We start from the raw sequence: 26,967 nt of genomic DNA on the forward strand, positions 1-26,967 counted from the left end.
CGCGGCACGGGACGCGCCCGGGGCACGGGAAGCGGTCCGGGACACAATGGGGCCCATGCAGACCGTGACGGCCGTGGCGCACCGCGGCGACCCCTACCGCTTCCGCGAGAACACCCTCGCATCGCTCCGCTCCGCCCTCGACCGGGGCGCGGACGCGGTCGAGATCGACGTACGGCTGACCCGGGACGGGGTTCCGGTGCTGCTGCACGACGACTCGCTGAAGCGGCTGTGGGCGCACGAGCGGACGCTGCGGTCGCTGTCCGCCGAGGAGGTGCGCGGCCTCACGGACGGCGGGGTGCCCACGCTCGCGGAGGCGCTCGCGGCGACGGAGGGCCACCGGGTCATGATCGACCTGCCGGGGGCGCCCGGCCCGCGGGCGGTGGGACGCATCGCCGGGGTGGTGCGGGAGTGCGGGGCCCAGGACCGTGTCTACTACTGCGCGGGCGCCGAGGCGATGCTCGCGGTGCGGGCGGCGGTGCCGTCCGCGGAGATCGCGCTGACGTGGACCTCGCTCGCACCGCCGCGGGCCGGGCTGCTGGAGGCGGTGCGGCCCCGGTGGCTCAACTACCGTTTCGGCCTGGTGGACCGGGACCTGGCGGCGCGGGTCCACCACGGCGGGCACCTGCTGTCGGTGTGGACCCCGGACACCCGGCGCTCGCTGCGTCGTCTCCTCGCCCTGGGGGTCGACTCCGTGACGACGAACCGCGTCGACGTCCTGTGCGCGCTGCGCGGCCGGTGAACGCGCGGCGGACCGGCGTCAGCCCCGTCGGACGAGGCGCACGTCCTGCACGCCCAGCAGTCCGAGCAGCGGCACGTTCGCGGTGCGCTGACCGGCGTCGACCACGAGATGGGCGCCGCGCACGAGGCCCAGCAGGAGTTCGGCGAGCGGCATGACCATGTGCCGTCCCCAGCAGCGCTCGGAGGAATGGCCGAAGGGCAGGTAGCCGGGGGTGTTGTCGGGGTCGAGCGTGTCCCAGCGCTCCGGGCGGAAGGCCTCGGGGTCCTCCCACAGCGCCGGGTCGCGGTGGGAGAGCAGGGGCAGCAGCAGGACGTCGTCGCCCGCGCCGATCCTGTCGTCGAGGGCCGGGTACTCCGGGGAGGCGTTGCGCAGGATGTTCCAGGAGGGCGGCAGCAGACGCAGCGACTCGTGGATGATGTTGCGGTTGGACATGCCCTCGTCGAAGGGGGAACCGAGCCAGAGCGCGTTGGCCACCAGGGTGGAGATGGTGAAGCACACCGGAGCGGCGGCCCTGCGGTACATGCCCATGGCGTAACGGCGTTCCTGGTAGCCGGTGGCGTTCGCCGCCCGCTCCCCCAGTCCGGTCAGCCGGCCGCGGCCGGGGCGGGGCCAGCCGGGGAGCGCGGCGCCGACGGCGATCACGGACCAGGTCAGTTTGGTGGTCAGTTCGAGGTTCCGGCTCATCAGCATGCGCAGCCGGTAGGGGTCCTGACCGAGGATCAGGTCCCGCAGGAACATGTGCCCGGTCAGGGGCCAGGACCCGGAGAGGTCCACGTTCTCGGACAGTGGCCTCTTCAGCGCCTCGCGTACGTCGTTGCCGATGGTCCGGGTGACCGAGGAGGCCTCGGTGCGTGAGATGGACCGGCCGTGCAGGGGTTTGAACGTGGGGCGTTCGGTCTCCGTGGCGCGCCGGGCGGCGAGGATCCGGTCCGCGACCTCGTGTCCGGCGACGCCGATGGTGTCGGGTTCGAGCCGGAAGACGTCCTGGCCGAGGTGGTCGTCGAGGAGGGCGGCCAGCCGGGGGGCGAGGACGGTGGTGCGGGTGCGCGGCACGGATGACAGGGGCATGGGTTCTCCGGGAGGGGCGGTGGGAGCCGGGGCGGTGCCCCCGCCGTACGGCCGAGACCGGTGTCCGGGTGCGCGCTCGCCCGCTGAGCGCGGGTCACGCGGCGGACAACGATGTCCTCGGGGCCGTACGGCGGGGGCGGGTGCGCCGGATCAGTACCAGATGTACCAGGCGCTGTTCTTCAGGCTCTTGCGGGCGGAGACCTTGTTGCGGACGGCGAAGAGAAGCTTCATCGGTGCACTTCCTCTCTGAGGGGCTGGGGCACGCGGCCCTTCGGCCCGGTGTCCCGGGAGAACCCGTGAAGATCGCGTGCGGTGGCTCGGGAAGCCTTGCCCAGGAAGATGAGCGGATAATCACCGTGCGGGTCGGAAGATGACCTGGCGGTGCGGGCCCGCGCCCGCACCGGCGGACCTCAAGCAGCGGTGGCCGGGGTGGAGTTCGCGCCGCTCACCGGCAGTCCTTCCAGCCGCTTGATGCGCCTGCGCAGGTCATGGAGCGGGATGATGCCGAACACCCCGAAGGCCATGTCGACCAGCGACCACCAGAACGGGATCCCCCGCAGCGGCCCGCAGACCAGGGCGAGCGGGACGATGCCCACGCACGCGATCATCCCGAACTCCACGACCCAGATGTTGCGCACAGGGTCGCGGTAGGGACCCCAGAAGGCGACCGCGATGACGAGGTGGGCGAAGGCCAGCCAGTCCGTGCCGTACAGCAGGAACGGGTAGTCGGCGTCGGCGGTGTCGAGGCCGTGGCGCACCCGCTCGATCCAGGCGGTGAGGGCGGGCAGGTGCTCGGGCACGGACAGGGCGCGCGACGCGCTGTCGAGCCAGTGCAGTTCGTGGACGAGCGGGAAGGCGGTGACTCCGCTGAGCACCAGGCAGACGACGAACACAACAAGCCGGACACGGATGCCCTTCAACAGGGCGGCTCTGTCGCTCATGGCAGGAGCGTACGCCCGGGTTGAACATGTTCAAAACCGGGGTATGGACGTCTCCCGCCCGGTGGACGGCGACCGCATCACCGGGGTCATCGGAGCGCCGATGAAAGGCTGTTGGGCCGGTGGCTGCCGCCCGGCTGCTGGGGCGGTGGCTGTCGCACGGCTGCTGGGCCGGTGGCTGTCGCGTGGTGGGCGCGTGGGGGCGTAGGCCGTCGGACAGGAGGCCGTCAGGCCGCCGTCCGTCGTGACCCTCCCGCCGCCGCGTCCTCTCCGGCGCCGGCCCGCGGCACCCGCTCCCCCGGTCGCCGGACGTCGTGCCCGCTCAGCCGGACCGGGCACGACGTCCGGCTGGGCGGGCAGTTGCTCAGCGGTATGCCCGACCGGCGCTGCCGGGCGGCGGGCCGCGGCGGTCCGTACGGGGGGTGCGGCGCGTCCTCACTCCCCGGCCAGGGCCTGGTGCAGTTCGCCGCGCCGCCGGATGCCCAGCTTCTTGTAGGTGCTGGTCAGGTGGGTCTCGACGGTGCGCCGGGCCAGGTGGAGCAGGTCCGCTATCTCGGTGTTCGTACGGCCGTCGGCGGCCAGCCGGGCGATGCGGCGTTCGCTGCCGGTGAGCGAGCCCGACCCGCTGCGGGCGACCGTGGGACGGCGGGCGCCGCCCGCGCGCAGGGCCTCCTCCGCGAGTCTGCGCAGCCGCGGCGCGCCCAGACGCTCGGCGCGTTCGACGGCCTCGCGCAGACAGGCGCGCGCCCGCGCCCGCTCCCCCGCGGCGGTCAGCTGCCGTCCCTGGGTCAGCAGCGCGGCCACCAATTCCGGGCCCGCCCCGTCCGGAGCCTGCCGCAGCAGCCCCACGGCGTCCCCGGCCAGTTCCAGGCCGCGCCGCCCGCCGGTGGCCGCGCCCAGCACCCGCAGGGCCCGGCCGACCGTCCGCGGGGTGTCCCACACGCGGGCCAGCCGCAGCTCCTCCTCGGCCAGTTCGAGCGCGTCCAGCGGGCTGCCCAGCGCCAGCCGGCACTCGGCTGCGGCCGAGCGCCACGGGGTGACGACGGGGCTGACCACGTCGCGTGCCGTCTGGCGCCGGCCGCACTCCAGGAAGTCGTGCAGCGCGCCCGCCGTGTCCCCGTCGGCGGCGCGCTGCACGCCCCGGGCGTACAGGAACCGGTTCAGCTCCCAGGAGTCGGGCACGCTGGTCAGGTCGAAGCCGTCCGCCAGCCGCCGCGCCTCGGCCGTACGGTCCTGCGCGACGAGGGCGAGCAGGGTGTGGGCGTGCACGTTGCCCGGTCCGCTGACGTGCACGGCGGGCGGTTCGGCCGGGAGCCGCCCGAAGGTGCCGCGCGCCGCCGCGATGTCGGCCCGGGTGTTGAGCAGCGCCTCCTGCATGGGGTGCAGCAGGCCGGGCCGCTGCCCGGACAGGCCCCGTTCCACCAGCCGCTCCGCCTCGTCGAGTTCGTCGGCCCACTGGGCGACCGCCGCGGCCGTGCCCAGCAGGAACGGTTCGGTCAGCGGGTGGGCGGGCTCGGCGAGCAGCTCGCGCACCTGCCGCATGGCGTCGGCCGCCGAAGTGAGTCCGGCGGAGGCCGCGTACCGCACGAGCAGCACGCGGGCGGCCGTCCCGGCGGGGTCGGGCGAGTGGCCGGCGTGCTCGCGCAGCAGCTGGTAGACCTCGCCGCGGACCGTCTGGTCGCGGTCGGCCAGCAGCGCGGAGGCGCTGTGCAGGGTGGCCACCAGGTCGGGACGGTCGGCGAGTTGGCCGACCGCCGCGCACAGCACCTCCACCGCGGCGCGCGGGCTGCCGCGCCCGGCGAGCGCGGTGCCCAGGGCGACGGCAGCGCGGGCCCGGTCCTGCGGGGCGCCCGGCAGCCGCAGCGCCTCGGTGAGCCGGGGTATGCCGGAGGCGGACTCGTTCCCGGCGCACTCCAGGGAGCCCAGGTCGGTCAGCAGCCGTTGCCTGCGGGTGCCGGGCAGGGGTTCGTCCAGGGCCCGCCGCAGGAAGGCCATGGCGTCGCCGGGGCGGCCCTCCCCGAGGGCGAGGGAGGCGGCGTCCTGGAGCACGCCCGCCGCCCAGGACGCGCCGACCGGTCCGGACAGCAGCAGTTGCCCGGCCACCGTCTCGGTGGGCGCGCCGCGGTGCAGCATCGCCTCGGCGACCGCCTGGTGCGCCGCGCGCCGCCGGGTCTCGGGCACGCCGGCGAGCACCGCGTCGCGCAGCAGCGGGTGGGCGTAGCCGCGCCGGCCGCCGGGAGCGGTGCGCAGCAGTCCGAGTCCGGTCATGGCGGTGAGCCAGCCCGTCACCCGGACCGGATCGGCGCCCGAGAGGTCGGCGAGCAGCGCGACCTGCTCCGCGGCGGCGGCCGTGCCGGTTGAGGTCCGGTGCCGCCGGGGGCCGAGGACGGTGCCGCCGCGGTCCCGGCCGTCGTCGAGGACGGCCAGGGCGCGCGCCACCTCGGTGGTGCCGGGTCCGGCGCTGTCCAGCCACCACGACACGGCGGCCGGGTAGGCGCCCGGGTACAGCGCCGCCGACGTGTCGGGCACGACCGGGTGCCGGTCAGGGCCGCCGAGGTCCTCCAGGAGGGCGCGCAGCAGCAGCGGGCTGCCCGCCCCGGCCCGTACGCAGTCCTCGGCCCAGGCGGCGGGCGCGCCCGGGAACCCGGCGCGCACCAGGCGGGCCGCCGCGTCCGGGGTGAGCGGGGCGAGCGTGTGGGTGCGCACGAGCGCGGGCGAGAGGGTGTGGGTGAAGCCCGGCCGGGGCGGATCGACGTCGTACTGGCTGCGTTCGGTGACGGCCAGCAGGACCGGCAGCGCTAAACGGTCCAGGTGCCGCGCGGTCTCCACGAGCCAGCGGTGCGAGGGGCCGTCGGCGAGGTGGACGTCGTCCACCGCCACCAGCAGCGGGGACTGGGCGGCGTACGCGCTCAGGGCGCGCCGCAGCAGCTCCCCACGGACGCGCTCGTCACCGCCGTGCCCGTCGCCGCTGCCGGACGCGTCCGGGCCGCCGTCCCGCTCGAATCCGGGTACGGGGCCCAGGAGCTGGAGGGCGGTGGCGTACGGGACGGTGGCGTCGGCCGGGGCGCAGCGGGCGCGCAGCACCCGCATGCCGTGCGCGGCGGCGGACCGGGCGGCGGCCTCCAGGACCGTGGTGCGTCCGGTGCCGGTCGCCCCGCGCAGCAGGACGAGGCCGCCCGCACCCGCCCTGGCCCGCTCGGCTGCGGCCGCCAGCAGCGCGGCGGCCTCACGGTGTTCGGGCGGCAGGTCGCACCACTGGCCGTCGGCCGGTGCGGGCCGCCTGCCGGGCCGCTGGTCGCCCGGAGGGCCGGCCGGCGGGTCGGGCAGCCGGGCCGTCCGGTGGTCGGAGGGCCGGTCGGACAGCCGGGCCGCGGAGGGACCGGAAGGCCGGGCCCCGGGAGGGCCGGCGGACCGCGCCGCGGAGGGGCCGGAAGGCCTGGCCGCGGGGGGAGCGGAGGGCCGGGCCTGCGGGGGCTCGGGGGGCCGTACCGGGGTGCGGTCGGGCAACCGCGCGGAGGTCTGTTCGGGCACGTGGCCCGCCAGGTGTCCGGACGGACGGTCGTACGGGCGCGCACGCAACTGCTCGCACGGGTGCTCCCGTTGCGGTCCCGGCATCCCTGCCATCCCTGCCTCCTTGCTCGGACGTCACCCGCTCCGCCCACGAGGACGGTCCCCACCGGCCGCCGGTGACGTGACAAGTCCCACTGCACCCGGCGGCCGGGCACCGGGAACCGCCCGGACGGTCACCCTCGTGGTGTACGTAAGGCTGTTCTCGTGGTCCTGTTCGTGGTGCTCCACGATTGCGCGGGCCCCCGCGACCACAGGAGTGTGGTGGACACACGCCTGCCACCGCCCCCACAGAGGTGACGGGCACGTGGACATAGGGGAAACCGTTGCTCAGCTCATCGCGGACCACGCACCCCGGCACCGCCGGTTCCGCCGACCGCATCCCGGTCGCGGTGCACGCCACGGACCCGATCCTGCGCGAGGGGGTGCTGAGCCAGCTGCGCCGCTTCCCCGAGGTCGAGTTGCGGGAGGAGGCCGGTTCGGGCCCCGGCACGGTCGCGCTGCTCGTGGACGACACCCTCGACGAGGCCGCGCTGACCCGGCTGCGCCGGGTGGTGCGCAGCGAGGGCGCGCGGGCCGTGCTCGTCGTCAGCTCGCTGCGGGAGGCCGAACTCCTCGACGTCATCGAGTGCGGGGTGGGCGCCATCGTGTGGCGCCACGAGGCCGGCGCGCACCGCCTGGTGCAGGCCGTGCTCGCCGCGGCGCGCGGCGAGGGCGACCTGCCCGCCGACCTGCTCGGCCGGCTCATCGACCAGGTGGGCACGCTGCACCGCAACGCGGCCGGCCGGCCCGGCGCGCCGGGCTCCGGCCTGACACCGCGTGAGGTCGACGTGCTGCGCCTGGTCGCCGAGGGGTTCGACACCGGGGAGATCGCCGGCAAGTTGTCCTACTCCGAACGGACCGTCAAGAACGTCATTCACGGGCTGACCACCCGGCTGCACCTGCGCAACCGCGCGCATGCCGTCGCCCATGCCCTGCGGGAAGGCTACATCTGATCGAACGGGCATCCGGAACCGGCCCCCGGGGCAACCCGGTCTGCCTCCTGCCCGTCCCCGGCGCTCCTGCGGGGACGGTCCGGGGCCGGGGCATGATCGGAGGACGGCGCGGCGGAGTCCGGGTGACGGACTCAAGGCCCTTGGCGCGGCGCGGGCGTGAGGGCGGACACGGCGATCCGGGACCCGCACACGGAACGCGGACACGCGCAGCGCGGACCCGGCGGCCGTGGACACACGGAACGCGGAACAGAGCACGGCAGGGCGGGAGCACGACGGTGATCCACGAAGTGGACGAGGTCCTCAAGAGCCTGCTCGGCGGTGGCGCGCTGGCCGGTTCCGGTATCGAGGTGGTCCTCGACGCCCCCACCCGTGACTGGGCCGCCCGCCGCAACGCGCCCACGATCAACGCCTACCTGTACGACATCCGGGAGGACGTCAACCGCCGCCAGCGCGGGCACATCCCGGTGACCGACGAGCGGGACGTGGTCGTCAAGCGGCGCCAGCCGCCGCGCTGGTTCCGGCTGTCGTACCTGGTGACGGCGTGGACCCGGCAGCCGCAGGACGAGCACCGGCTGCTGTCCGCGGTCCTCGCCACGCTGATCCCGCGCGAGGTGATCCCGGCCGCCGACCTCCCCGGTGCGCTGGGCGCGCTGGGCATGAGCGTCCCGGTGTCGGTGGCCGGCACCCAGACCGAGTCCCGTTCGCTGGCCGAGATCTGGTCCGCGCTCGGCGGTGAACTCAAGCCGTCCCTCGACGTGGTGGTCACCGCGCCCTTCCCGGCCTACCCCGAGTACGACGCCGGACCGCCCGTCACCGAGGGCGTCGCGGTCCGCGTGCGCGCCCTGGACGGGGCCGGCACCGAGACCGGGACGGAGGAGCGCGCGCACCGGCCGCAGCAGGTCGCCGCGGCCCGGGCCGCGCGTGAGGCGGCCCGGCGCGAGCGGGAGTCGGGGAAGACGTCGTGACCGTCACCGACCAGCTGGACGCGGAGCCGGCGGCGGCACCCGCCGACGCGCTCCTCGACCGCCTCGCCGCCCTGCGCGACCGGGTCGCCCTGCTGGTCGACCGGCGTTCCGCCGACGACCCCACGGCGACCGACCCGCTGCGCGGCCTGTACCTGTCGGACGACGCGGTACGGCACCTGCTGCGCCCGGCGCGGTCCGTGGCCGGTCCTCCCGCCGGGCCCCCGGCCGGGGGCGGGCCCGGCCACGACGGACGGGCCGGTGACCGGCTGGCCGGGCTGGCGGCGCGGTGCGGGCTCGGCGACCTGGACACCGCTCTCCTCCTCGTCGCCCTCGCCCCCGACCTGGACCGTTCCTTCGAGCCGCTCTACGGCTACCTCAACGACGACGTCAGCCGCCGGCGGGCCACCGTGGCCCTCGCCCTCGACCTGTGCGGTGTGCCCGTCCACTCGGCGCCCGCGCGCTCCCGGCTGCACCCCACCGCCCCGCTGACCGCGCTCGGCCTGCTCGTCGTCGAGGAGCCCGAACGCCCCTTCCTCAGCCGTTCCCTGCGCGTACCGGACCGGCTCGTCGCCCATCTGCTCGGTGACGACACCCCCGACGCCGCGCTCGCCGGCCACCTCCGCTCACTGCCCGCGCCCCCGTGGCCGGCCAGCACGGACGGCGGCCCGGGCGGCGGTACGGACGGCGACCCGTCCGGCGGTACGGACGGCGACCCGTCCGGTGGTACGGACGGCGGCGCGGCAGGAGACACGGCCGGCGCGGACACCTCGGACGGCACGGGTGTCACCCACGATCCCGGCGGTTCCGGCGATCCCGGCGGCGCCGACGGTGAGTTCGTCCGCTTCGCCCGGCGGCTGGGCGCCCGGCTCGCGGCCGGGCCGCCGCTCACCGCCTACCTCCGGGAGGCCCGCGAGGGCGAGGCCCTCACGTGCGTCGCCGCCGCCCTGCGCACCGCGGGCCTGGCCGCCCTGCACTTCACGGGCCCCGAGGACCACGTGCCCGGCCTGCTGCGCGAGGCCCGGCTGAGCGGCGGCGTGATCGTGGTCTCCGCCCTGCCGGAGCACCCGGCCCCGACCGTGCGCATGCTGGCCGCCGCCACCGACGTCCCCGTGCTGATCACCGGCTCGCGGCCCTACGACCCGCTCTGGTGCGACGGGGACCTGGGCGACCCGCTCGTCCTGGAGGTGCCCGGGCGCCGCGCCGGATCCCTGCGCGCCTGGTCGGCCGCGCTCGGTGAGGAGCCCGGCTTCGATCTGGCCGCGACCGTGGCCCCGTACCACCTGGCCGACGACCGGATCGCCCGCGCCGCCCGCACGGCCCGTGCCCTCGCCGCCTTCGACGGTGTTCCGCTGTCCCCCGCCCACCTGCGCGTGGCCGCCCGCCGGCAGTCCGCGTCCGGGCTCGAACAGCACGCGCGCCGGATCCGGCCCGCCGTCGACTGGAGCGACCTGGTCCTGCCCGAGCGGCCCCTGACCCAGCTGCACGAGCTGGCCCTGCGGGCCCGCCACCGCGACCGGGTCCTCGGCGACTGGCGGCTGAGCGCGGGCGGCGGGCGGGGCCGGGGCGTCCTCGGGCTGTTCGCCGGCGAGTCCGGCACCGGCAAGACGCTGAGCGCGGAGGTCGTCGCCGCCGAACTGGGCCTCGACCTGTACGTCGTGCAGCTGTCGTCCATCGTCGACAAGTACGTCGGCGAGACGGAGAAGAACCTGGAGCGCATCTTCACCGAGGCCGACCGCACCGACGCGGTGCTGCTGTTCGACGAGGCCGACGCCGTGTTCGGCAAGCGGTCCGAGGTGAAGGACTCGCACGACCGGTACGCCAACATGGAGAGCGCCTATCTGCTCCAGCGGCTGGAGTCGTTCGACGGCATCGCCCTGCTCACCACGAATCTGCGCGCCAACATCGACGAGGCGTTCACCCGGCGCCTGGACCTGGTCGTCGACTTCCCCTTCCCCGACGCCCGGCAGCGCCTGGCGCTGTGGCAGCACAGCCTGTCCCACGTGCCCTGCGCCGAGAGCATCGAACTCGGCCCGGTGGTGGCGGGGTTCGAGCTGGCGGGCGGCTCGATCCGCAGCGCCGTGGTGACCGCCGCCTACCTGGCGGCCGGCCGGGACGGGCTGGTCACCTCGGCCGACGTGCTGGAGGGTGCCCGCCGCGAGTACCGCAAGGCGGGCCGGCTGCTGCCGGACGAGGGTTCCTGGTAGCGGGAGACAGACGGGAAGGGGTGGGGTGGGCGGCCCGCGGGCCGCCCACCCCACCCCTTCCCGTTCTCTTCGCCTCCGCGGCTACCTCCCGGCCGGCACGGTCCTCACTCGCCGTCCTTCTTCTGCGGGATGATCTGCCACTCCTGGTCGTCGGTCGTGGTGCAGTAGTAGAGCGTGAGGTTGGTGTCGTTGACACCGTCGCTGTCGCCCGCCACGTCGAGGCACAGGTTGTTGCTGGCGAAGTTGCGGATCCAGTAGGCGCCGCTCTCCTGCTTGTCCACCCACCAGAGCTGGTTGTCGGCCATGGTGCCGGCGCACTTGTACTCCATGATCTGGGAACGCAGGGGGGCCGAGTCGTAGCCGGTCAGGTCCATGCAGAGCTGGTCCTTGACGTTGCGGATCTGGAAGAGCGGGGCGCTGCCGGGGCCGCCCTTGGGGTACTTCACCTCCAGGTCCCACAACTGGTTGTCGTGCGAGGTCCCGTCGCAGGTGTACTCGCGCACCGGACCGGCCGACGTGCCCTTGTCGTAGCCCGGGATGTCCGCGCACTTCTTGGTGGTGGTGTTGCGCAGCACCACGTTCTGGGCGGGGACCACCGGCTTGGGCTTCTTCTTCTGGTTGCCGCCACCGCCGCCGCCCTTGGCCTCTTCGGTATTCTGCGGCGGCGCCGCGGGCTGCTGCGGCTGCTCGGGGGCCGGGGGCGGCGGCGCGGCCGACAGGGCCGGGCTCGCGCTCGGCGACGGTGCGAGGGTGGTGCCCGCCTCGGCGACCTTCTCGTTGGCGCCGGTGCCGAACCTGGGCTTGTAGGCGATCCAGAGCATCGCGAAGGTGATGGACAGGGCCAGCAGCACGCCGAAGAAGGTGGCGAGCCAGCGGGGCAGGAAGCCGCGCTGCACGTACGTGCCCTCGACCGGCTGCGGGTTCGTGCCGGAACGCTGGACGGCGAGGGTGTAGGGCCGCTGCTCCTTGGACCCGAACCAGATGATCTTCCGCGGCTTGAGGGTGGCCTTGACGAAGGCGGCCCGCCCCGGCTCGATCTGCACGTTGCTCGGGTGCAGGTCGTAGGAGAGCTGGTCGCCGTTGTCGCTGCCGGTGAGGGAGGCGGTGACCTTGGTGTTGCCGAGGTTGTCGACCGCGAGACGGGGGCGCCCGCGGAAACGGCCCTTGACGACGGGCGGGACGAGTTCGGCCCGGATCTCGGTGAAGGGCGTGATGGTGAGATTGCCCTCGGGGACGGTGACGGCCTCGGGGTGCTCGGTGGGGATGATGCGGACCGCGTACGGGTTCGGTCCCGCGGTGGCGTCGGGTGTGCGGGGCGGGGAGAAGGTCAGCTCCACGGTCCCTGTCGTCCCCGGGTAGAGCCGCAGCGTCTGCGGTTCCACGACCGTCCAGGGCGCGATGTCCCCGACGGGCTCGAAACGGTACTCGTCGACGACGTCACCGGTGTTGCGCAGCCGCAGCCGCACGCGGGTGCTGCCCCCCGGGTCGACGGTCGCGGAGGAGGGTTCCAGAGAGGTCCAAAGGCTCATCTGTCAGGTCACTGCTCCGGGGTCTTCGTGGCGTGGTACTCGGCGAGGCCGCCGGCTGCGGACGGCACGGCTGCCGGTGGCGCGCCCCGGCGGGCGCCGTGCCGGCCGTCCGCTGCGTCGTCGCGTCCCTCTTCCCGTACGCGCACCGCGCTCCCCTCCGCTGCCGGCGGCACCAGATCCTGTCGCCGTCCCCGGACCACCCGCCCGGAGGGCGCGGCGGGCGGGAGAATGACGACGGACCCCAGCGTCGTCCGCGCGCGCGGGCGGGCGGAAGGGACACGGGGGCAGTCGCGCGGGCAGCGGGCCCGGCCGCACGGGCAGCGGGGCCGGCCGGACTGCCCGTCAGGGCAACCGGCGTGCCCGCGAAGAGGTACCGCAGGACGTTTCGAAGGACGCGCTTCGCGCGTGAGGGTGGACTCCGTTCCTGTCTCGTACCCCGAGGAGAGCAGAGCATGCCGTCCTACCTGTCGCCCGGCGTCTACGTCGAGGAGGTGGCCAGCGGTTCGCGCCCGATCGAGGGCGTCGGCACCTCGGTGGCGGCCTTCGTGGGCCTGGCCCCGGCCGGGCCGCTCAACGAGCCGACCCTGGTGACCAACTGGAGCCAGTACGTGTCGGCCTTCGGTGAGTTCACCGACGGGTACTACCTGGCCCACTCGGTGTACGGGTTCTTCCAGAACGGCGGCACGGCCGCCTACGTCGTCCGGGTGGGCGGCGCCGCCGAGGGCACCGACGGCGCGGTCGGCCGCGCCTCTTCGGCGCCCGCCGCGGTGAGCGGTTCCGCCGCCCCCGCCGCGCTGCCGGCCGGTGAGCCGCGCCAGCTCGGCACGTTCACGGTGACCGCCATCGCCAACGCCAAGGGCGGCCTGAGCGTCGAGGTCGCCGACCCGGAGGGCGAGGGCCCCGCCGAGCGGTTCAAGCTGGTCGTCAAGGACGGCGACAAGGCCGTCGAGACCTTCGACGTCACCGCCAAGAAGGGCGGCCGCAACTACGTCGTCACGCAGGTGAAGGAGCGCTCGAAGCTCATCACCGTGACCGAGGCCGTACCGGCCGCGCAGCTGGTCCGCCCGGAGAACCAGACGCTGGCCCTGCCGGCCCCGGCGCCCGTCGCGGTCCCCGCCACGCCGCCGGCCCAGGAAGCCGCGCCCGACCGGCACCCCGGCCCGGCCGAGTACCTCGGCGACTCCGCGGACCGCACCGGCTTCGGCGGTCTGGAGGCCGTCGACGAGGTGTCCATGGTCGCCGTCCCCGACCTGATGGCCGCCTACCAGCGCGGCGCGATCGACCTGGAGGCCGTCAAGGCGGTCCAGCTCGGTCTGATCGCGCACTGCGAACTGATGGGCGACCGGGTCGCCGTCATCGACCCGCCGCCGGGACTGAACGCCCAGCAGATCCGGGTCTGGCGCCAGGAGACGGCCGGCTACGACTCCAAGTACGCCGCCCTGTACTACCCCTGGATCAAGACGTTCGACCCGAGCAGCGGCCAGAGCCGGCTGATCCCGCCGAGCGGCCACGTCGCCGGCGTGTGGGCCCGCAACGACGCCGAGCGCGGCGTCCACAAGGCACCCGCCAACGAGGTCGTGCGCGGCGCGATCGACCTGGAGAACCAGATCACCCGCGGCGAGCAGGACCTGCTCAACCCGATCGGCGTCAACTGCATCCGCGCCTTCCCGGGCCGCGGCATCCGCATCTGGGGTGCCCGCACCCTCTCCTCCGACCCGGCCTGGCGCTACCTGAACATCCGCCGGTACTTCAACTACCTCGAGGAGTCCATCCTCATCGGCACCCAGTGGACGGTGTTCGAGCCGAACGACCACGCCCTGTGGGCCCGTATCCGGCGCAACATCTCCGCGTTCCTGGTGAACGAGTGGCGCAGCGGCGCCCTGTTCGGCCAGCGGCCCGAAGAGGCGTACTACGTCAAGTGTGACGAGGAGACCAACCCGCCGGAGTCGGTCGACGTCGGCCGGGTCGTCTGCGAGATCGGCATCGCGCCGGTCAAGCCGGCCGAGTTCGTGATCTTCCGGCTGGCCCAGTTCTCCAGCGGCAGCGGCGAGCTGGAGGAGTAGGCCCCGCGCCCGCCCTCGGCTCCTCTTCCCCCCAGCTAGGTCTTCGAGAAGGACAGCGAACACATGAGTCTCCAGCCGGGTGACGCCCTCACCTCACACAATTTCGGCCTGCAGATCGACGGCGTCATGGTCGAGTACCTGGCCGAGGTCAGCGGTCTGAGCATCGAGCAGGACGTCATCACGTACCAGCAGAACACCCCGGGCGGCCAGAACGTCGTCAAGAACCTGCCGGGCGTGAAGAAGAACGGCACCTGCACGGTCGTGCGCGGCATGACCCAGTCGGCGTCGTTCACCCAGTGGATCAACCAGTCCATCAGCGGGCAGATGACCACGGCCCGCAAGAACGCGTCCATCATCATGATGGACTTCCAGAACAACCCGGTGAAGCGCTACCACCTGCGCAACGCCTGGTGCAGCAAGATCGACGCGAGCACGGTCAAGGCGGGCGAGGCCGCCGCGCTGACCGAGACCGTGACGATCGCGTTCGAAGAACTGGTCATCGAGTAATGCGGCGTACGGCCGGCCGGGCCGGCGGCGCCGTCGCGTACGCCGGCCAGGACGCGGCGGAGCCCGCCTCGGAGACCGGAGAGCAGGCACCGCCGGCGCAGCAGTCCGCCGCACCGCAGCCGGCGGTGCAGCAGCCCCTCCAACAGGAGGTGCTGCGCACCGAGTTCCCCTTCCAGCTGCCCCGCGGCTACGTCGACGAGTCGGGTACCGTCCACCGGGACGGCACGATGCGGCTGTCGACGGCACGGGACGAACTCGTCCCGCTGCGGGACGTGCGGGTGCAGGAGAACCCGGCGTACCTGTCGGTGGTCCTGCTGGGCCGGGTCATCACCCGGCTCGGCACGCTGCCGCTGGTCCACGACGGCATCGTGGAGAACATGTTCGCCTCGGACCTGGCGTTCCTGCAGGACTTCTACCGGCAGATCAACGCCGAGGGCCACACCCGCGCCGCCGTCCGGTGCCCGCACTGCTCGGAACCCTTCGAAGTGGAACTCGGCGGGAGCCGCCTGGGGGAATCGTGACGTACGCGACCGACCGGCTGCAGGAGGAGATCGCGTACGTGGCCTACCACTTCCACTGGAGCCTGGAGGAGATCCTGGACCTGGAACACCACGACCGCCGCCGTTACACGGAGGCCATCGCGTCCTTGGTGACGCGGGCCGGGGCGGAGGGCTGAGCTGTGGGATTCCTGGACCGGCTGGACCCGCGGGACCGTGCCCGCAGGCGGGGTTCCGCCCCGCGCGGCGCGACGGCGGGCGGTGCCGTGACCGACGCGCGCGCCGCTGAGGCAGTGGAGACGGCGGGCGTCACGGACGGTGCGGACGGGGGCCCGAACGGCTCCCCGTCCGCCGCCCCGGCCACGCCCGCGGCGGTGGCGCCGGCCTGGACGGCGCTGCCGCCGATCCAGCGTGCCCTCGCGCCCGCCCCGGGCGGTGTCGCCGACTCCGCGTTCGGCGGCCGGCTGCCTACGTGGCAGAACCCGTCGTTCGCGGCCTCGGCCTCCCACGCGGTGCTGGACGGCCGGTCGAGCACGGTGCTCGGCGGCGCGGTCCACCAGGGCACCGCCCGGCCGGTCACGGGTCTGGAGCGGCCCGCCGCCGCCCTGCCCGCGGCCGCCGCCACGGGCCAGGAGCCGGTGGTCCAGCGGGCGCCCGCGGTGCCGCTGCGGTTCATCCCGCCGCGGCTGCCGGGCGCGCCGGGCCACGGCACGGGCGCCGGACCGGGTGCCCGCCGTACCGCCGCGCCCGCCGCACGCACCGGCACTTCCGCGCCGGCCGGACCGGTACGTCCCGTGCCGCCGCCGGGATCCGCCGGCACCGGGATACCGGCGCCCGCGCCCCGCACCTCCGCGTCCGGCATGCCCGCGTCCTCGTCCCCGTCCCCGTCCGCGGCGGCCTCACCGGTCGTGCCCGGGCGGGCCGCTTCGGCTGCCGCGGCACCTGTGGTGCAGCGTGCGGGCGCGGCGGGGTCTGCGGCCGGGACGGCACCGGGCGGGGGTGCCGATCCGCGTACGGGCACCACCGCGCCGACCGGGGCGACCGCCTCCGGAGCCGCTCCCGCCCGCTCCGGTACGTCCGCCGCGCCGGGGAGCACTCCCCCGGTACAGCGGTCGGCAGCGGGTCCCGCCTCCGCGTCAGCATCAGCACCGACATCAGGGGCAGCAGCGGCAGCACCGGGGGCCTCCGGGCAGGGGACCGCCGGAACGTCCTCGTCGCCGGGCATCCCGGTGGTGACGCCCCAGCCGCCGTCGGCCGGGGCGGCGGTCGCGCCGCTGCCCGTGTCCGGCCCCCGGCTGACTCCCGTCACGCCGGGTGCTCCGTCGCGTCCGGGGTCGCTCACGCACGCCCAGCGGCAGGCACCGGCCGTGCAGCGGCGCTCGCTTCCCGTGGCCCCGCGGGCCGCGACGGCCCCGGCCGGTGACGCACCGGCCGCGCAGAAGGCACCGGCCGTGCAGAAAGCACCCGCCGGGACCACGTCCGGCGGCAGCGGCGGTACGGCGGACACGCCGGCGCCCGCCGCCCGGGGCGGCCAGGGCGGCGGCGCAGGTGCCCGCGCCACGGCCGCCGAGGCGGGGACCGCGCGGCCGACGGAGCCCGCAGGTCCCGCGGCTCCGGTCCGCGCCGCCGCTCCGCGCGCCGAGCGCACGGCGTCGGGTGCCCCGGCAGTACCGGCCGTCCAGCGGTCGGTGAGCGCGGACGGTGCTCCGCGGCCGGGCGGCATCGACACGTCTTCGGGCGTCCCCGGCGCCCCGGCGGCGACGCCGCCCGGCGGAAGCGTGCCCTCCGGCGGCTCACCGGCGACGCCCGCACCGGGCACCCCCGTCACCCCTTCGTCCAGCAGGACCACGGCGACCGCGGCAGGCGCGGCCCCGGCCGTCTCGCCGAGCCGGACCACGGGAACGCCCCCGGCCTCCGCCGCGAGCCCGGCGGCCTCCGGTACGGCTTCCGGGCCGGCCTCCCCGTCACGTCCGGTGCAGCGTGCCGCCGGGGCCCCGGCCAAGGCCCCCGTGTCCGGCCCGGCGGCGCGTCCGGCCGCGGGGGCGGCCTCCGGCCCGGCAGCGGGCCCGGCCTCCCCGTCGGCACCGGTCCCGCCGGGGCCTGCCGTCTCCCGGCCGGCCACGGCACCGGGGCGGCCACCGGTCACCGGCCCGGTCACGAGCCCGACTTCGGCCTCGGCCACGACCCCGGCTTCGGCACAGACCCCTGCTTCGGCACAGACCCCTGCTTCGGCCCCGGCACCGGCATCTGCGCCCGCTACGACTTCAGCCTCGTCGCCGGCTGCCGGGACCCCCAGCTCCGACTCGGTTCCGAGCCCGGCGGCGCGCCCCGCCCCCGCACCGGCACCGGCACCGGCACCGGCACCGGCACCGGCACCGGTCCAGCGTTCCGCCAAGGCGTCCCGCCCGGCCTCCGCTCCTGCCGGCTCCCCGGCTGCCCCTTCTCCTTCTCCCGCGGTCTCGGGGTCGCCCACCGCCTCCTCGTCCGCGCCCTCTTCCTCCTCGTCCCCGGCCGCGGCCTCTGCACCGCGCCCGGGTTCGGGTACACGGTCCGGGTCGGCGTCCGGCGCCTCGGCGTCGGGCGGATCGGCGTCGGACGGATCGGCCTCCAGCGCACCGGCGTCCGGCGGACCCCAGGGCGCCGTACAACGCCGAGCGGCGTCCGACAGCAGCCGTACGGCCTCCTCCACCCCGCCCATTCCGCCCACCGCGCCTGCCCTCGGTGCCCCCGTGCAGCGCGCCGCCGGGAGCCCGGCGAGCCCGGCCCCCTCGCCCTCGCTCGCCCACCCGCCCGCGGCCGCACCCGCACCCGCACCCGCACCCGCACCCGTGCAGCGCACCGCGTCCGCCGCCCCGCGCCCGGCAGCCGCGCCCGCCGGCCGTGCGCCCCGCCCCGGTCTCGGCGCCCCGGTCTCCTCGCGTCCCGCCGCACCGGTGGTCCCGGCGTCCGGCACCAACCCCCCGGCAGGCCCCTCGGCTGCCACTTCGCCCCCGGCCGGGCCCCCGGCCACCGCGGCCTCCCCCTCTTCACCGGCGGCAGCACCCGTACCGGAACCGACCCCGGCCCAGGCACCGGTGCCTGGACCGGCAGGGGTCCCCTCCACCGCCGGCACGGCGACGCCCGCCGTCCAGCTCCGCCCCGTCTCCGCCCGTCCGGCCGCTCCGGTCACCCCGCCGCGCCGCTCCCCCCTGGGAGCGCCCCTGAGCACGCCCCCCGCCGACGCCGCGCCGGTCGCCGGCACGCCCGCGCGTCCCCCGGGGTCCACGACTCCCGCCTCCCCAGCCCCGGCGACCACCCAGGTACCACCGGCATCAGCGCAGTCGCCCTTCCCGGCACCGCTCCCGATGCCGCTGCCGGCAGGACTCCCCGCCCCGCTCCCGCCCACCGTGCAGCGCAGCCTCCAGCGGGGTGCGCCCCCCACGCCCGCCACCCCCACCGCGCCGCCTTCCACCACCTCGCCGGCACCGGTGTCCTCGGCCACCGCGCCCACGGGCGCGGCCCCCCGCCCCCTCCCCGTGGCCCGCCTCACCCCGCGGCCCGCTCCCCTGCCGGGCGCTCCGGCCGCCGCGGCGACGCCGGACTCCGTGGCGTTGCCGGTCGTCCAGCGCTCCTGGTGGAGGAAATCCACGACGAAACCGTCCCGCACCCATGGGACGGCGCCCGCCCCCGCCGCGCCGGCCGCACCGCCCTCGCGCCCCGCGCCGGCCGCACCCCCCGCGCCCCCCGTGCGCCACACGGCGCCGCAGACCACCCACCGCACCGACGGTCCGCCGCCCCCGTACACGCCGCACAGCGCCGCCGGCGCGCCGCCCCCGCCCCCGTCCGATCCGCCGGAGTACGAGGCGATCCCCCCGGGCGCGTTCGACCCGAGGGAGCTGACCGACTTCCAGCTCGACGAGCTGGTGCACCGGATCATCGGCCGGATCACCCGGCTCATCCGTACCGAACTCCGACTGGACCGTGAGCGGATCGGCAAGCTCCGCGACCCGCGCCACTGACCGCCGGCGCACCCCGGACGTCCGGAGCCCGACGGAGACCCACCGGACACCACCGACCAGAACGACGACGGAAACGAAAGAAGGGCCCACCCTCGATGTCCCGCCAGGACCCGGGTTCCACCATCTGGTTCACCCTCAGCATCGACGGCGAGAGCCTCGGCTACTTCAACGGCTGCGAGGGGCTGTCGTCCCAGGTGGAGGTCGAGCACCGCCAGGAGGGCGGCAACAACGGCTTCGTCTGGCAGTTGCCGACCCGCGTCACGTTCTCCACGATCCGGCTGACCCGTCCGCTCACCCCGGACACCACCAAGGTCGCCAAGTGGATCTCGTCCGTGCAGACGGGCATCAAACGGCCCACCGCGCAGATCGCCGCACTGCGCGCGGACGGCTCCGAGGTGGCCCGCTGGGGGCTGATCGACGTGCTCCCGGTGAGCTGGACCGGTCCCACCCTCGACCCGGCGAGTCCCGCGGTGGCGACCGAAGTGCTGGAGATCGCCCACCACGGGTTCACGGACTGAGCTGACGGAACGGACTGAGGGGAACGGCAGACATGGCCAAGGGCAGCAGGGGCGGCGCGGGCAAGAGCCTGGTGCGGGCCACGCTCGCGATCCACCAGCCGCCGAAGGGCAAGAGCAGGACGCCCGGCGGGCTCATCAAGACGTTCGCTTTCGACTTCAACCCGGCGCAGCTGTCGCTGACCCGCCGCGCCAACTGGAAGGTCACCCCCTCCCAGATCGAGCGCAAGGGTCCGCTCCCGGAGTTCCTGGGCACCCAGTCGCGGGAGATGAACGTCGAGATCTTCCTGGACACGTCCGACGAGCCGACCAGCAACACCGTGCTGAAGAAGGTCGAGTCGCTGCTCTCCTGCTGCGAGGTGACGGCGCAGAGCGTCGCCGCCAAACAGCCCTCGCCGCCGTGGGTGGTCTTCCAGTGGGGGTCGTTCTCGACGGCACGTTTCACGGCGTACGTCAGCTCGGTGGAGGCGAGTTACACGCTGTTCGGGACCACCGGTGTGCCGATCCGCGCCACCTGCCGGCTCCAGCTGCACGAGATCCCGAGCCGGACCAAGGGGCAGAACCCGACGTCGGGCGCGCTGACCGCGCAGCGCGTGCACCGGGTCGTGGCCGGTGACTCGCTGCAGTCGCTGGCCTGGCGGGAGTACGGCAACGCGTCCGCCTGGCGGTCCATCGCCGAGGCCAACGGCATCGACGACCCGTCCGTGCTGCCGACCGGTGTCGAGCTGGTGCTGCCGGCCGCCGAGGAGGTGCGTGGCTGATGGTGCAGTCCGCGTTCTCCAATGTCATCGACGTCAAGGTCGGGGGCGCCAAACTGCCCCCGGAGTTCGCCGCGGACCTCGTGGACAGCTACGTCGACCAGGGCGTCGGCGTCCCGGCGGCGTTCCGGCTCACCTTCCGCGACCCCTACCGGCTGCTGCTGGGCAAGCTGAACATCACCTTCGGCACCAAGGTGGTCCTCGCGCCGGTCGCCGACGGCGAGGGTGCCGGCGACCCGCTGCTGACCGGCGAGGTCACGGGCCTGGAGGCCGACTACGACGGCACCGGCAGCTTCACCGTCGTGCGCGGCTACGACCTCGGGCACCGGCTGCTGCGCCAGCGCCGGGTGGCGGCGTACCGCAACCAGAGCGCGTCCGACATCGCCCGCAAGCTGGCCGCCCAGGACGGGGTGCCGGTCGGGCGGATCGAGTCGACGCGGACGGTGTACGAGTTCATCAGCCAGTCCAACGTCACCGACTGGGACTTCCTCGCGCGGCTCGCCGACGAGAACGAGATGGTCATGTCGGTGGACGCGGACGGCAAGTTCCAGTTCGTGAAGCCGAAGTCGGCCTCCGGGGCGCCCTCCCCGAGCACCGACGGGGAGAAGAGCCCGTTCGTGCTCCAGGCCGGGCACGACATCCTGCGGCTGCGGGCCGCGGTGACCGCCGCCGACCAGGTGGGCAAGGTCGAGTCGCGCGGCTGGGACGTGACGACGAAGAAGAAGCTCACGGCGACCGCGCCCGCCACCGACAACCCGGGCATCACCATCGGCACCACGCCGGGGGCCGCCGCCGCCAAGTTCACGACGGCCAAACTGGTCGAGACGGGCACGCCCTACGACAAGCAGAACGAGGTGAAGTTCGCGGCCGACGCCCTCGCCGACGACGTGACGGGCTCGTTCGGTGAGCTGGAGGTCGTCGCGCGCGGAAACCCCCTGCTGCGCCCGGGTGTTCCGGTGGCGCTGGCGGACGTGGGCGTGCCCTTCGAGGGCAAGTACACGGTCACCTCGGTGCGGCACGTGTTCGGTGACGGCAAGCACTACGAGGTGTGGGTGACGGTCAGCGGACGGCAGTGGCGTTCGCTGTACGGGCTGGCCTCGGGCGGCTCCGACACCGCGCCGCGGCTGCCGAGTGTGGCCAACGCGCTGGTGACGGACGTGAACGACCCGCTGAAGCAGGGCCGGGTGCGGCTGCAGTTCCCGTGGCTGGACGACCGTTACGTCAGCGACTGGACGCGGACCGTGCAGATGGGCGGCCTGGACGGCGGCGGGATCTTCCCGATGGACGTCAACGACGAGGTGCTGGTCGCCTTCGACCGGGGTGCCCTGGACCATCCGTTCGTCATCGGCGGGCTCTACAACGGCCGGGACAAGCCGACGCCCGTCAGCGACGTGCCGCTGCACGACACGGTGCGCAAGAAGGCGAGCCGGCACACCGTCTCCGACCGGGACGGCAACCGCATGGACCTGCTCAGCCAGAAGACGGGCGGCCGCAAACAGGGCGTCCGGCTGGTCTCCGGGGACAAGCGGCTCACCATCAACCTGGACCGGACGAACACCGAGATCATCGTGGACAGCAAGGGGTCGGTGACGATCAAGGGCAGCCGGTCGGTGTCGGTGGAGGCGGGCACCGACCTGTCGCTGAGCGCCGGGCGCAGCCTGACCCTCAAGAGCGCCGGCCCGCTCAGCATCCAGAGCGCCAGCATGGTCAACGTGCGGGCGGCGACCGAGATCGGGGTCACGGCCGGGGGTGCGCTGAACCTGTCGGCGGGCGGTGTCGCCAACCTCAGCGGCGGGGGCACCGTGCAGATCTCCTCGCTCGCCAACACGACGATCAAGGCGCCGACCACCCTGGTCGCGTCCCCCGTCTTCGGTGTCACCACCATCCCCGTCCCGATGGTGATCCCGTGAGCCGTCCCTGTCACCGTGGCCGCCCCGGCGGCCGCCGCCGTCGCCGATCCAGTGGAAAGCGGGTGCCGTCCTGATGGCCGAACAGTTCGTGGGGTCCGGCTGGTCGTTCCCGTTGCGCATCGGGCCGACCGGCGGGATCGCGCTGGTCAGCGGCGAGCGCGAGGTCGAGGAGGCGATCCGTCTGGTGCTGTCGACGGCGCCGGGCGAGCGGCCCATGCGGCCCGACTTCGGCTGCGCCATCCACGACCTGGTGTTCGCCCCGGTCAACGAGCAGACCGCGGGCCGCATCCAGCACGAGGTGTACGCCAGCCTGGACCGCTGGGAGCCGCGCATCGAGGTCGACGACGTCGAGGTGTCGGCGGGCGGCGACCAGAGCGTCCTCTACATCGACGTGCGCTACTCGATCCGCGGCACCAACAACCCGCGCAGCCTCGTCTTCCCGTTCTACGTCATTCCGTCCCACGACGAGCCGGACGGCACCGCCCCGGCTCCGGAAAGCGACCGCTGATGGCACTGCCCTCCCCCAACCTCGACGACCGCCGCTTCCAGCAGTTCGTCGACGACGCCAAGCGCTACATCCAGCAGCGTGCTCCGGAGTGGACCGACCACAACGTCTCCGACCCGGGCGTCACCCTGGTCGAGACGGTCGCCCACATGGCCGACCAGATCGTCTACCGGCTCAACCGGGTGCCGGAGAAGAACCACCTGGCCTTCCTCGACCTGGTCGGGATCACCCTGTTCCCGCCGTCGGCCGCCCGCACGGACGTCACGTTCTGGCTGTCGGCGCCGCAGGAGGAGCCGGTGGCGGTGCCCGTGGGCACCGAGGTGGCGACCGTGCGCACGGAGAGCGAGGAGGCGGTGGTCTTCGCCACCGAGCGCGACCTGACCGTCGTGCCCTGCGAGTTGCGCAACCTTCTGGTGCAGCACCGGGGCGAGGCGGCGGTGGACCGCACCCACGACCTCGCCGAGGAGGACAAGGACCTGCTGTGCTTCGCCGAGTCCCCCGACCCCGGTGACTGCATGCTGCTCGGCCTGTCCGCGGCGGTGCCGCACTGCGCGGTCTCCCTGGACCTGGACAGCCGGGTCGACGGCGTCGGCGTGGACCCGCGCCAGCCGCCGCTGGTGTGGGAGGCGTGGACGGCGGACGGCTGGCAGGCCTGCGAGGTCGACCGGGACGGCACCGGCGGTCTCAACCGGCCCGGCGAGGTGGTCCTGCACGTGCCCGGCGGGCACGTGCTGTCCCGCAACGCCGGCCAGGAGGCGGGCTGGCTGCGCTGCCGGGTCACCGAACCCCACCCCGGCCAGCCCTTCTACACCACCTCCCCCACCATCCGGGCCGCCGGGGCGTTCACGATCGGCGGCACCACCGCCACCGTGCACGCGGAGACGGTGTACGACGAGGCGCTCGGCGAGTCCACCGGGCTGCCGGGCCAGCGGCTGCGTCTGACGCACGCGCCGGTGGTCGGGGACGACCCGCCGGTGCTGCTGCAGACCGCCGAGCACGACGGCTGGGTGGACTGGCAGGTCGTCCCGAACTTCGCGGCCTCCGGCCCGGACGACCGGCACATCACCCTGGACGCGACGACCGGTGAGATCTCCTTCGGCCCGGCGGTGCGCGAACCCGACGGCTCACTGCGCCAGTACGGGACGGTGGCGCCCAAGGGCTCGCCCATCCGGGCCCGCCGCTACCGCACCGGCGGCGGCCGGGCGGGCAACGTCGCCCGCGGCGCCGTGCAGATCCTGCGCACCTCCATCCCGTACGTCTCCGAGGTCGTCAACCGCGAGGCCGCGCGCGGCGGGGTGGACGGGGAGACCGTCGAGGAGGCGAAGGTCCGGGCGCCGATCACGCTGCGCGCCCAGGAGCGTGCGGTGACCCTGCGGGACTACGAGGAGCTGGCCCGGCGGGCCGCCCCGGAGACCGCGCGGATCACCTGCCTGGAGGGCGAGGAGGGCGAGCACGGGGCTTACGCGGTACGGGTCCTCGTGGTGCCGCAGGCGGTGCCGGACCCGGGCGGCCGGCTCCGCTTCGAGCAACTGGTGCCGGGCGACGCCCTGCTGGACCGGATCACCCGCCATCTGGACGAACGGCGCCTGATCGGTACCCGGCTGGCGGTCGGCCCGCCGTACTACCAGGGTGTGACGGTGGTGGCGACGGTGCACGCGTTCCGGGGCGTCGACACCGACCGCGTGCGGCGGGACGCGCACGACGCGCTGTACCGGCACCTCGACCCGCTGACCGGCGGGGCCGCGGGCACGGGCTGGCCGTTCGGCCGTCCGGTGCAGTCCGGTGAGGTCTTCGCGGTCCTCCAGCGCGTGCCGGGCGTCGAACTGGTCGACCAGGTGGTCCTGCACCCGGCCGACCCGCTGACCGGCAAGCGCGGCGAGGCCACCGACCGCATCGACCTGTCCGCGCCGTCCCTCGTCTTCTCCTTCGACCACCGGGTGCGGGTCATCGGGGACGGTGCCTGATGCGCGGCTCCATCGACGGCCTGGGCTCGTCCGCTCCGATCGGCATGATGCTGCCCGCGGTGTTCGCCGACGACGATCTCGCGCAGCGGTTCGTCGCCGGACTGGACGAGGTCCTCGCGCCGATCCTCAACGTCCTCGACTGCATGGACACGTACTTCCGGCCGTCGCTGGCCCCGCTGGACTTCGCCCAGTGGCTGGGCGGCTGGGTCGGCGCGGAGACCGACGGCAGTGAACCCGAGCCGCTGCTGCGCGCCGCGGTGGCCGCCGCCGCGTACCTGCACCGGGTCCGCGGCACCCGGCGCGGGCTGGCCGAGGCCGTACGGCTCGCCTTCGGGGTCGAGCCGGAGATCAGCGAGAGCGGTGGCGCCGCCTGGAGCGCCCGCCCGCTGGGTCCGGTGCCCGGCGAGGCGCGCCCGCGCCTGCACGTGCACCTGCGGCTGCCCGACCCGACCCCCGCGGACCGCTACCGCCTGGACTCCCTGGTCGCGGCCGCCCGCCCCGCCCACATGCCGTACACGGTGCAGGTGACCGCGGCCCGGCCCGCCGTCCCCGCCGAACCCGCCGAAAGGACCCCCGAGAGATGACGACCCCCCAGAACTGCGCCGACTGCGGCACCCGCGCGGAACCGGGCCAGTCGTTCTGCGACGCCTGCGGGGCGGTACTGAGCTGGACGGACCCGGCGGCGTCCCGCACCCCGTCCGCCGCGTCCCGGGTGCCGGAGCCGAGCGGGGCCGCCGCGTCCGGCGGCTCCGCCGGATCCGCCGGCTCGTCCACGGCCGCCGGGGCGCCGGCGACCGGCTCCTCCGCCGCCGACGCCCCGGCGGGGCGCGGTGACGCGTCCGGCGCGGCCCCGGCCCCGCAGGGCGCCGGGCACGGACCGGGTGACGGGGGCGGCTCCGACGCCCGCGGGCAGGCGCCCGCGGGGTCCGTGTCCGCCGCAGCGGCGCCTTCGGGAGCCGTTGCCGGCGGGCCCGCGTCCGCCGGACCGGCCACGCCCCCCGGCGCCCCCGCCGCCACGGCCCCCTCTCCGGAGGCCGCCCGGGCCGCCGCGCCGGAGTGGCCCGCCTCCCCCCGGCCGGACGGCGCCGGTCACGATCCGGCGGCCCCGGCCTCCCGGCCCGACGGCGAACCGGCCGGCGACGCCTGGCACGCCCCGGGCCGGACCCGCGAGGACGACACGCTCCCGAACGCGACCCCGGGGGTCCACTACTTCTCGGACCCCGCCGACGCGCACGCCGCCCCCGGTTCCGCCACCCCGGCCCCCGAGCCCGCCTCCTGGCCCACACCCCCCGCAGGCACGCCGGCGGCCGCGCCCGGCGCCCCGCTTCCCGGCACCCCGGAGGACGCGGCGGACCGGGCACGGCGCCTGCTGATCCCGGTCGCCGACCCGGACGCCCAGCCCGCCCCGGCGCCCTCCGTCGCGCCGGTGCTGCCCGGCCGCCCCGCCCCCCAGCGCCCCCAGTCCGTACGGGCCCCCGGCGAGGAACTCGGCGCGGACGGCGGTCTGCCCTGCCCCTGGTGCGGCACCCGGAACCGGCCGGAGCGGCACTACTGCGCGCGCTGTGCGATGCCCATGGCCGGTGACCGGCACGCACCGGTCCGGCTGCCGTGGTGGCGGCGGCTGCTGCGCGGCGGCAACCGCGAGGCGCCGTGGGCCGGTGACCGCCCCCGGCTGCGCCGCGCCTTCGACCGCGTACTGACCTGGCTGGGCGCGGCGATCGTACTGACCCTGCTGATCGTGCTGGCCGTGAAGATCCCGGACGGTGTGCAGGCGACCCGCGACCACTTCGCCAAGCGGGCCCCGGTCGCGCCCGACCGGGTCAGCGCCTCCCGCTCGTACCCGGGGCACAAGCCGGACCTGGCGTTCGACAAGATCAACAACACCTGGTGGGGCCCGGGCGTGTCCGAGAGCGGCCAGGGCCAGTGGATCGAGGCGCGCTTCGACCAGCCCACGCGGCTGCTGAACCTGATCATCACGCCGGGTGTGTCCATCCGTCCCGACCAGCTCTCCAAGTCGGCGCTCCCGCACCGCATCGAGGCCCGGATCACCCTGGCCGACGGCAAGACCACGACCCGTGAACTCGTCCTCGACCAGGGGGCGGGGCCCCAGACCCGCGCCTTCCGCGTCGGCAAGGCCACGGCGGTCCGCTTCACCCTCGAGTCGGCCTACCAGCCCTCGGCGCAGAAGCAGGTCTCCATCGCCGAGATCGAGTTCTTCGGCCCGTCCAACTCGAGCGGGAGCTGA

General features: G+C 75.1%; 23 protein-coding genes. 16 read left to right on the top strand and 7 right to left on the bottom strand.

What is annotated here, in order from left to right; all coding sequences use genetic code 11:
* Nucleotides 1–55 precede the first annotated feature (55 nt).
* The gene (locus AC6I72_RS08710; RefSeq protein WP_498000288.1) at nt 56–739 is read left to right on the top strand and encodes a glycerophosphodiester phosphodiesterase; all 684 of its coding nucleotides are present in this window, start codon (nt 56–58) and stop codon (nt 737–739) included.
* Nucleotides 740–757: 18 nt separating this feature from the next.
* On the opposite strand, the gene AC6I72_RS08715 is transcribed toward AC6I72_RS08710, so the two are convergent.
* From AC6I72_RS08715 to AC6I72_RS08730, 4 genes are all read right to left on the bottom strand, one after another.
* Nucleotides 758–1,807 (bottom strand): cytochrome P450, encoded by a 1,050-nt coding sequence (locus AC6I72_RS08715; RefSeq protein WP_498000289.1) that lies wholly within the window; start codon nt 1,805–1,807, stop codon nt 758–760.
* Between the two features lie 150 nt (nt 1,808–1,957).
* Nucleotides 1,958–2,038, bottom strand: coding sequence for a tryptorubin family RiPP precursor (locus AC6I72_RS08720; RefSeq protein WP_366727432.1), 81 nt, complete (start codon nt 2,036–2,038; stop codon nt 1,958–1,960).
* 179 nt (nt 2,039–2,217) lie between these two features.
* Nucleotides 2,218–2,748: a hypothetical protein gene (locus tag AC6I72_RS08725; RefSeq protein ID WP_498000290.1), complete on the bottom strand. Its 531-nt coding sequence runs from the start codon at nt 2,746–2,748 to the stop codon at nt 2,218–2,220.
* 432 nt (nt 2,749–3,180) lie between these two features.
* Entirely contained in the window at nt 3,181–6,369 is a 3,189-nt protein-coding gene (locus tag AC6I72_RS08730) for an AAA family ATPase (protein WP_498000291.1), read from the bottom strand.
* Between the two features lie 269 nt (nt 6,370–6,638).
* On the opposite strand from AC6I72_RS08730, the gene AC6I72_RS08735 reads away from it, so the two are divergent.
* The 3 genes from AC6I72_RS08735 to AC6I72_RS08745 all read left to right on the top strand — a co-directional run bounded on the left by AC6I72_RS08735 (nt 6,639) and on the right by AC6I72_RS08745 (nt 10,476).
* Complete coding sequence (locus AC6I72_RS08735) at nt 6,639–7,307, top strand: helix-turn-helix transcriptional regulator (RefSeq protein ID WP_037862833.1); 669 nt, start codon at nt 6,639–6,641, stop codon at nt 7,305–7,307.
* Nucleotides 7,308–7,582: 275 nt separating this feature from the next.
* Complete coding sequence (locus tag AC6I72_RS08740) at nt 7,583–8,272, top strand: Pvc16 family protein (RefSeq protein ID WP_498000292.1); 690 nt, start codon at nt 7,583–7,585, stop codon at nt 8,270–8,272.
* The gene (locus tag AC6I72_RS08745) at nt 8,269–10,476 is read left to right on the top strand and encodes an ATP-binding protein (protein WP_498000293.1); all 2,208 of its coding nucleotides are present in this window, start codon (nt 8,269–8,271) and stop codon (nt 10,474–10,476) included. Before AC6I72_RS08740 ends, AC6I72_RS08745 begins: the two co-directional genes overlap by 4 nt.
* A 104-nt stretch (nt 10,477–10,580) precedes the next feature.
* On the opposite strand, the gene AC6I72_RS08750 is transcribed toward AC6I72_RS08745, so the two are convergent.
* Entirely contained in the window at nt 10,581–12,005 is a 1,425-nt protein-coding gene (locus AC6I72_RS08750; protein ID WP_498000294.1) for an RICIN domain-containing protein, read from the bottom strand.
* 8 nt (nt 12,006–12,013) lie between these two features.
* Nucleotides 12,014–12,151 (bottom strand): hypothetical protein, encoded by a 138-nt coding sequence (locus AC6I72_RS08755; protein ID WP_498000295.1) that lies wholly within the window; start codon nt 12,149–12,151, stop codon nt 12,014–12,016.
* Between the two features lie 306 nt (nt 12,152–12,457).
* On the opposite strand from AC6I72_RS08755, the gene AC6I72_RS08760 reads away from it, so the two are divergent.
* The 4 genes from AC6I72_RS08760 (at nt 12,458) to AC6I72_RS08775 (ending at nt 15,251) form a co-directional block, all read left to right on the top strand.
* The gene (locus tag AC6I72_RS08760; protein ID WP_498000296.1) at nt 12,458–14,068 is read left to right on the top strand and encodes a phage tail sheath subtilisin-like domain-containing protein; all 1,611 of its coding nucleotides are present in this window, start codon (nt 12,458–12,460) and stop codon (nt 14,066–14,068) included.
* Between the two features lie 63 nt (nt 14,069–14,131).
* Nucleotides 14,132–14,575, top strand: coding sequence for a phage tail protein (locus AC6I72_RS08765; protein WP_037862822.1), 444 nt, complete (start codon nt 14,132–14,134; stop codon nt 14,573–14,575).
* Nucleotides 14,575–15,096: a hypothetical protein gene (locus AC6I72_RS08770; RefSeq protein ID WP_498000297.1), complete on the top strand. Its 522-nt coding sequence runs from the start codon at nt 14,575–14,577 to the stop codon at nt 15,094–15,096. Before AC6I72_RS08765 ends, AC6I72_RS08770 begins: the two co-directional genes overlap by 1 nt.
* Nucleotides 15,093–15,251 carry a DUF6760 family protein gene (locus AC6I72_RS08775; RefSeq protein ID WP_018568006.1) on the top strand — a complete coding sequence of 53 codons (159 nt, stop codon included), beginning with the start codon at nt 15,093–15,095 and terminating at the stop codon, nt 15,249–15,251. Before AC6I72_RS08770 ends, AC6I72_RS08775 begins: the two co-directional genes overlap by 4 nt.
* Here the strand turns inward: AC6I72_RS08775 and AC6I72_RS08780 are convergent.
* Entirely contained in the window at nt 15,200–17,770 is a 2,571-nt protein-coding gene (locus AC6I72_RS08780; protein WP_498000298.1) for a hypothetical protein, read from the bottom strand. The two genes, AC6I72_RS08775 and AC6I72_RS08780, sit on opposite strands and share 52 nt — an antisense overlap.
* A 1,027-nt stretch (nt 17,771–18,797) precedes the next feature.
* Here AC6I72_RS08780 and AC6I72_RS08785 point away from each other — a divergent pair.
* The 8 genes from AC6I72_RS08785 to AC6I72_RS08820 all read left to right on the top strand — a co-directional run bounded on the left by AC6I72_RS08785 (nt 18,798) and on the right by AC6I72_RS08820 (nt 26,967).
* Nucleotides 18,798–19,070 (top strand): hypothetical protein, encoded by a 273-nt coding sequence (locus tag AC6I72_RS08785; protein ID WP_498000299.1) that lies wholly within the window; start codon nt 18,798–18,800, stop codon nt 19,068–19,070.
* A 95-nt stretch (nt 19,071–19,165) separates the two neighbouring features.
* Nucleotides 19,166–19,588 carry a phage tail protein gene (locus tag AC6I72_RS08790; RefSeq protein ID WP_366727399.1) on the top strand — a complete coding sequence of 141 codons (423 nt, stop codon included), beginning with the start codon at nt 19,166–19,168 and terminating at the stop codon, nt 19,586–19,588.
* Nucleotides 19,589–19,620: 32 nt separating this feature from the next.
* Nucleotides 19,621–20,346 carry a CIS tube protein gene (locus tag AC6I72_RS08795; protein WP_037863960.1) on the top strand — a complete coding sequence of 242 codons (726 nt, stop codon included), beginning with the start codon at nt 19,621–19,623 and terminating at the stop codon, nt 20,344–20,346.
* Nucleotides 20,346–22,253: a VgrG-related protein gene (locus AC6I72_RS08800; RefSeq protein WP_498000300.1), complete on the top strand. Its 1,908-nt coding sequence runs from the start codon at nt 20,346–20,348 to the stop codon at nt 22,251–22,253. Before AC6I72_RS08795 ends, AC6I72_RS08800 begins: the two co-directional genes overlap by 1 nt.
* 73 nt (nt 22,254–22,326) lie before the next feature.
* Entirely contained in the window at nt 22,327–22,761 is a 435-nt protein-coding gene (locus AC6I72_RS08805; protein ID WP_037863966.1) for a GPW/gp25 family protein, read from the top strand.
* Nucleotides 22,761–24,722: a putative baseplate assembly protein gene (locus AC6I72_RS08810; protein ID WP_498000301.1), complete on the top strand. Its 1,962-nt coding sequence runs from the start codon at nt 22,761–22,763 to the stop codon at nt 24,720–24,722. Before AC6I72_RS08805 ends, AC6I72_RS08810 begins: the two co-directional genes overlap by 1 nt.
* A complete protein-coding gene (locus AC6I72_RS08815) occupies nt 24,722–25,306 on the top strand; it encodes a phage tail protein (protein WP_498000302.1) in 585 nt (194 codons plus the stop codon). Before AC6I72_RS08810 ends, AC6I72_RS08815 begins: the two co-directional genes overlap by 1 nt.
* Nucleotides 25,303–26,967, top strand: a complete 1,665-nt coding sequence (locus AC6I72_RS08820) for an NADase-type glycan-binding domain-containing protein (RefSeq protein WP_498000303.1) — start codon at nt 25,303–25,305, stop codon at nt 26,965–26,967. Before AC6I72_RS08815 ends, AC6I72_RS08820 begins: the two co-directional genes overlap by 4 nt.

Source organism: Streptomyces sp. Xyl84, assembly GCF_059731885.1.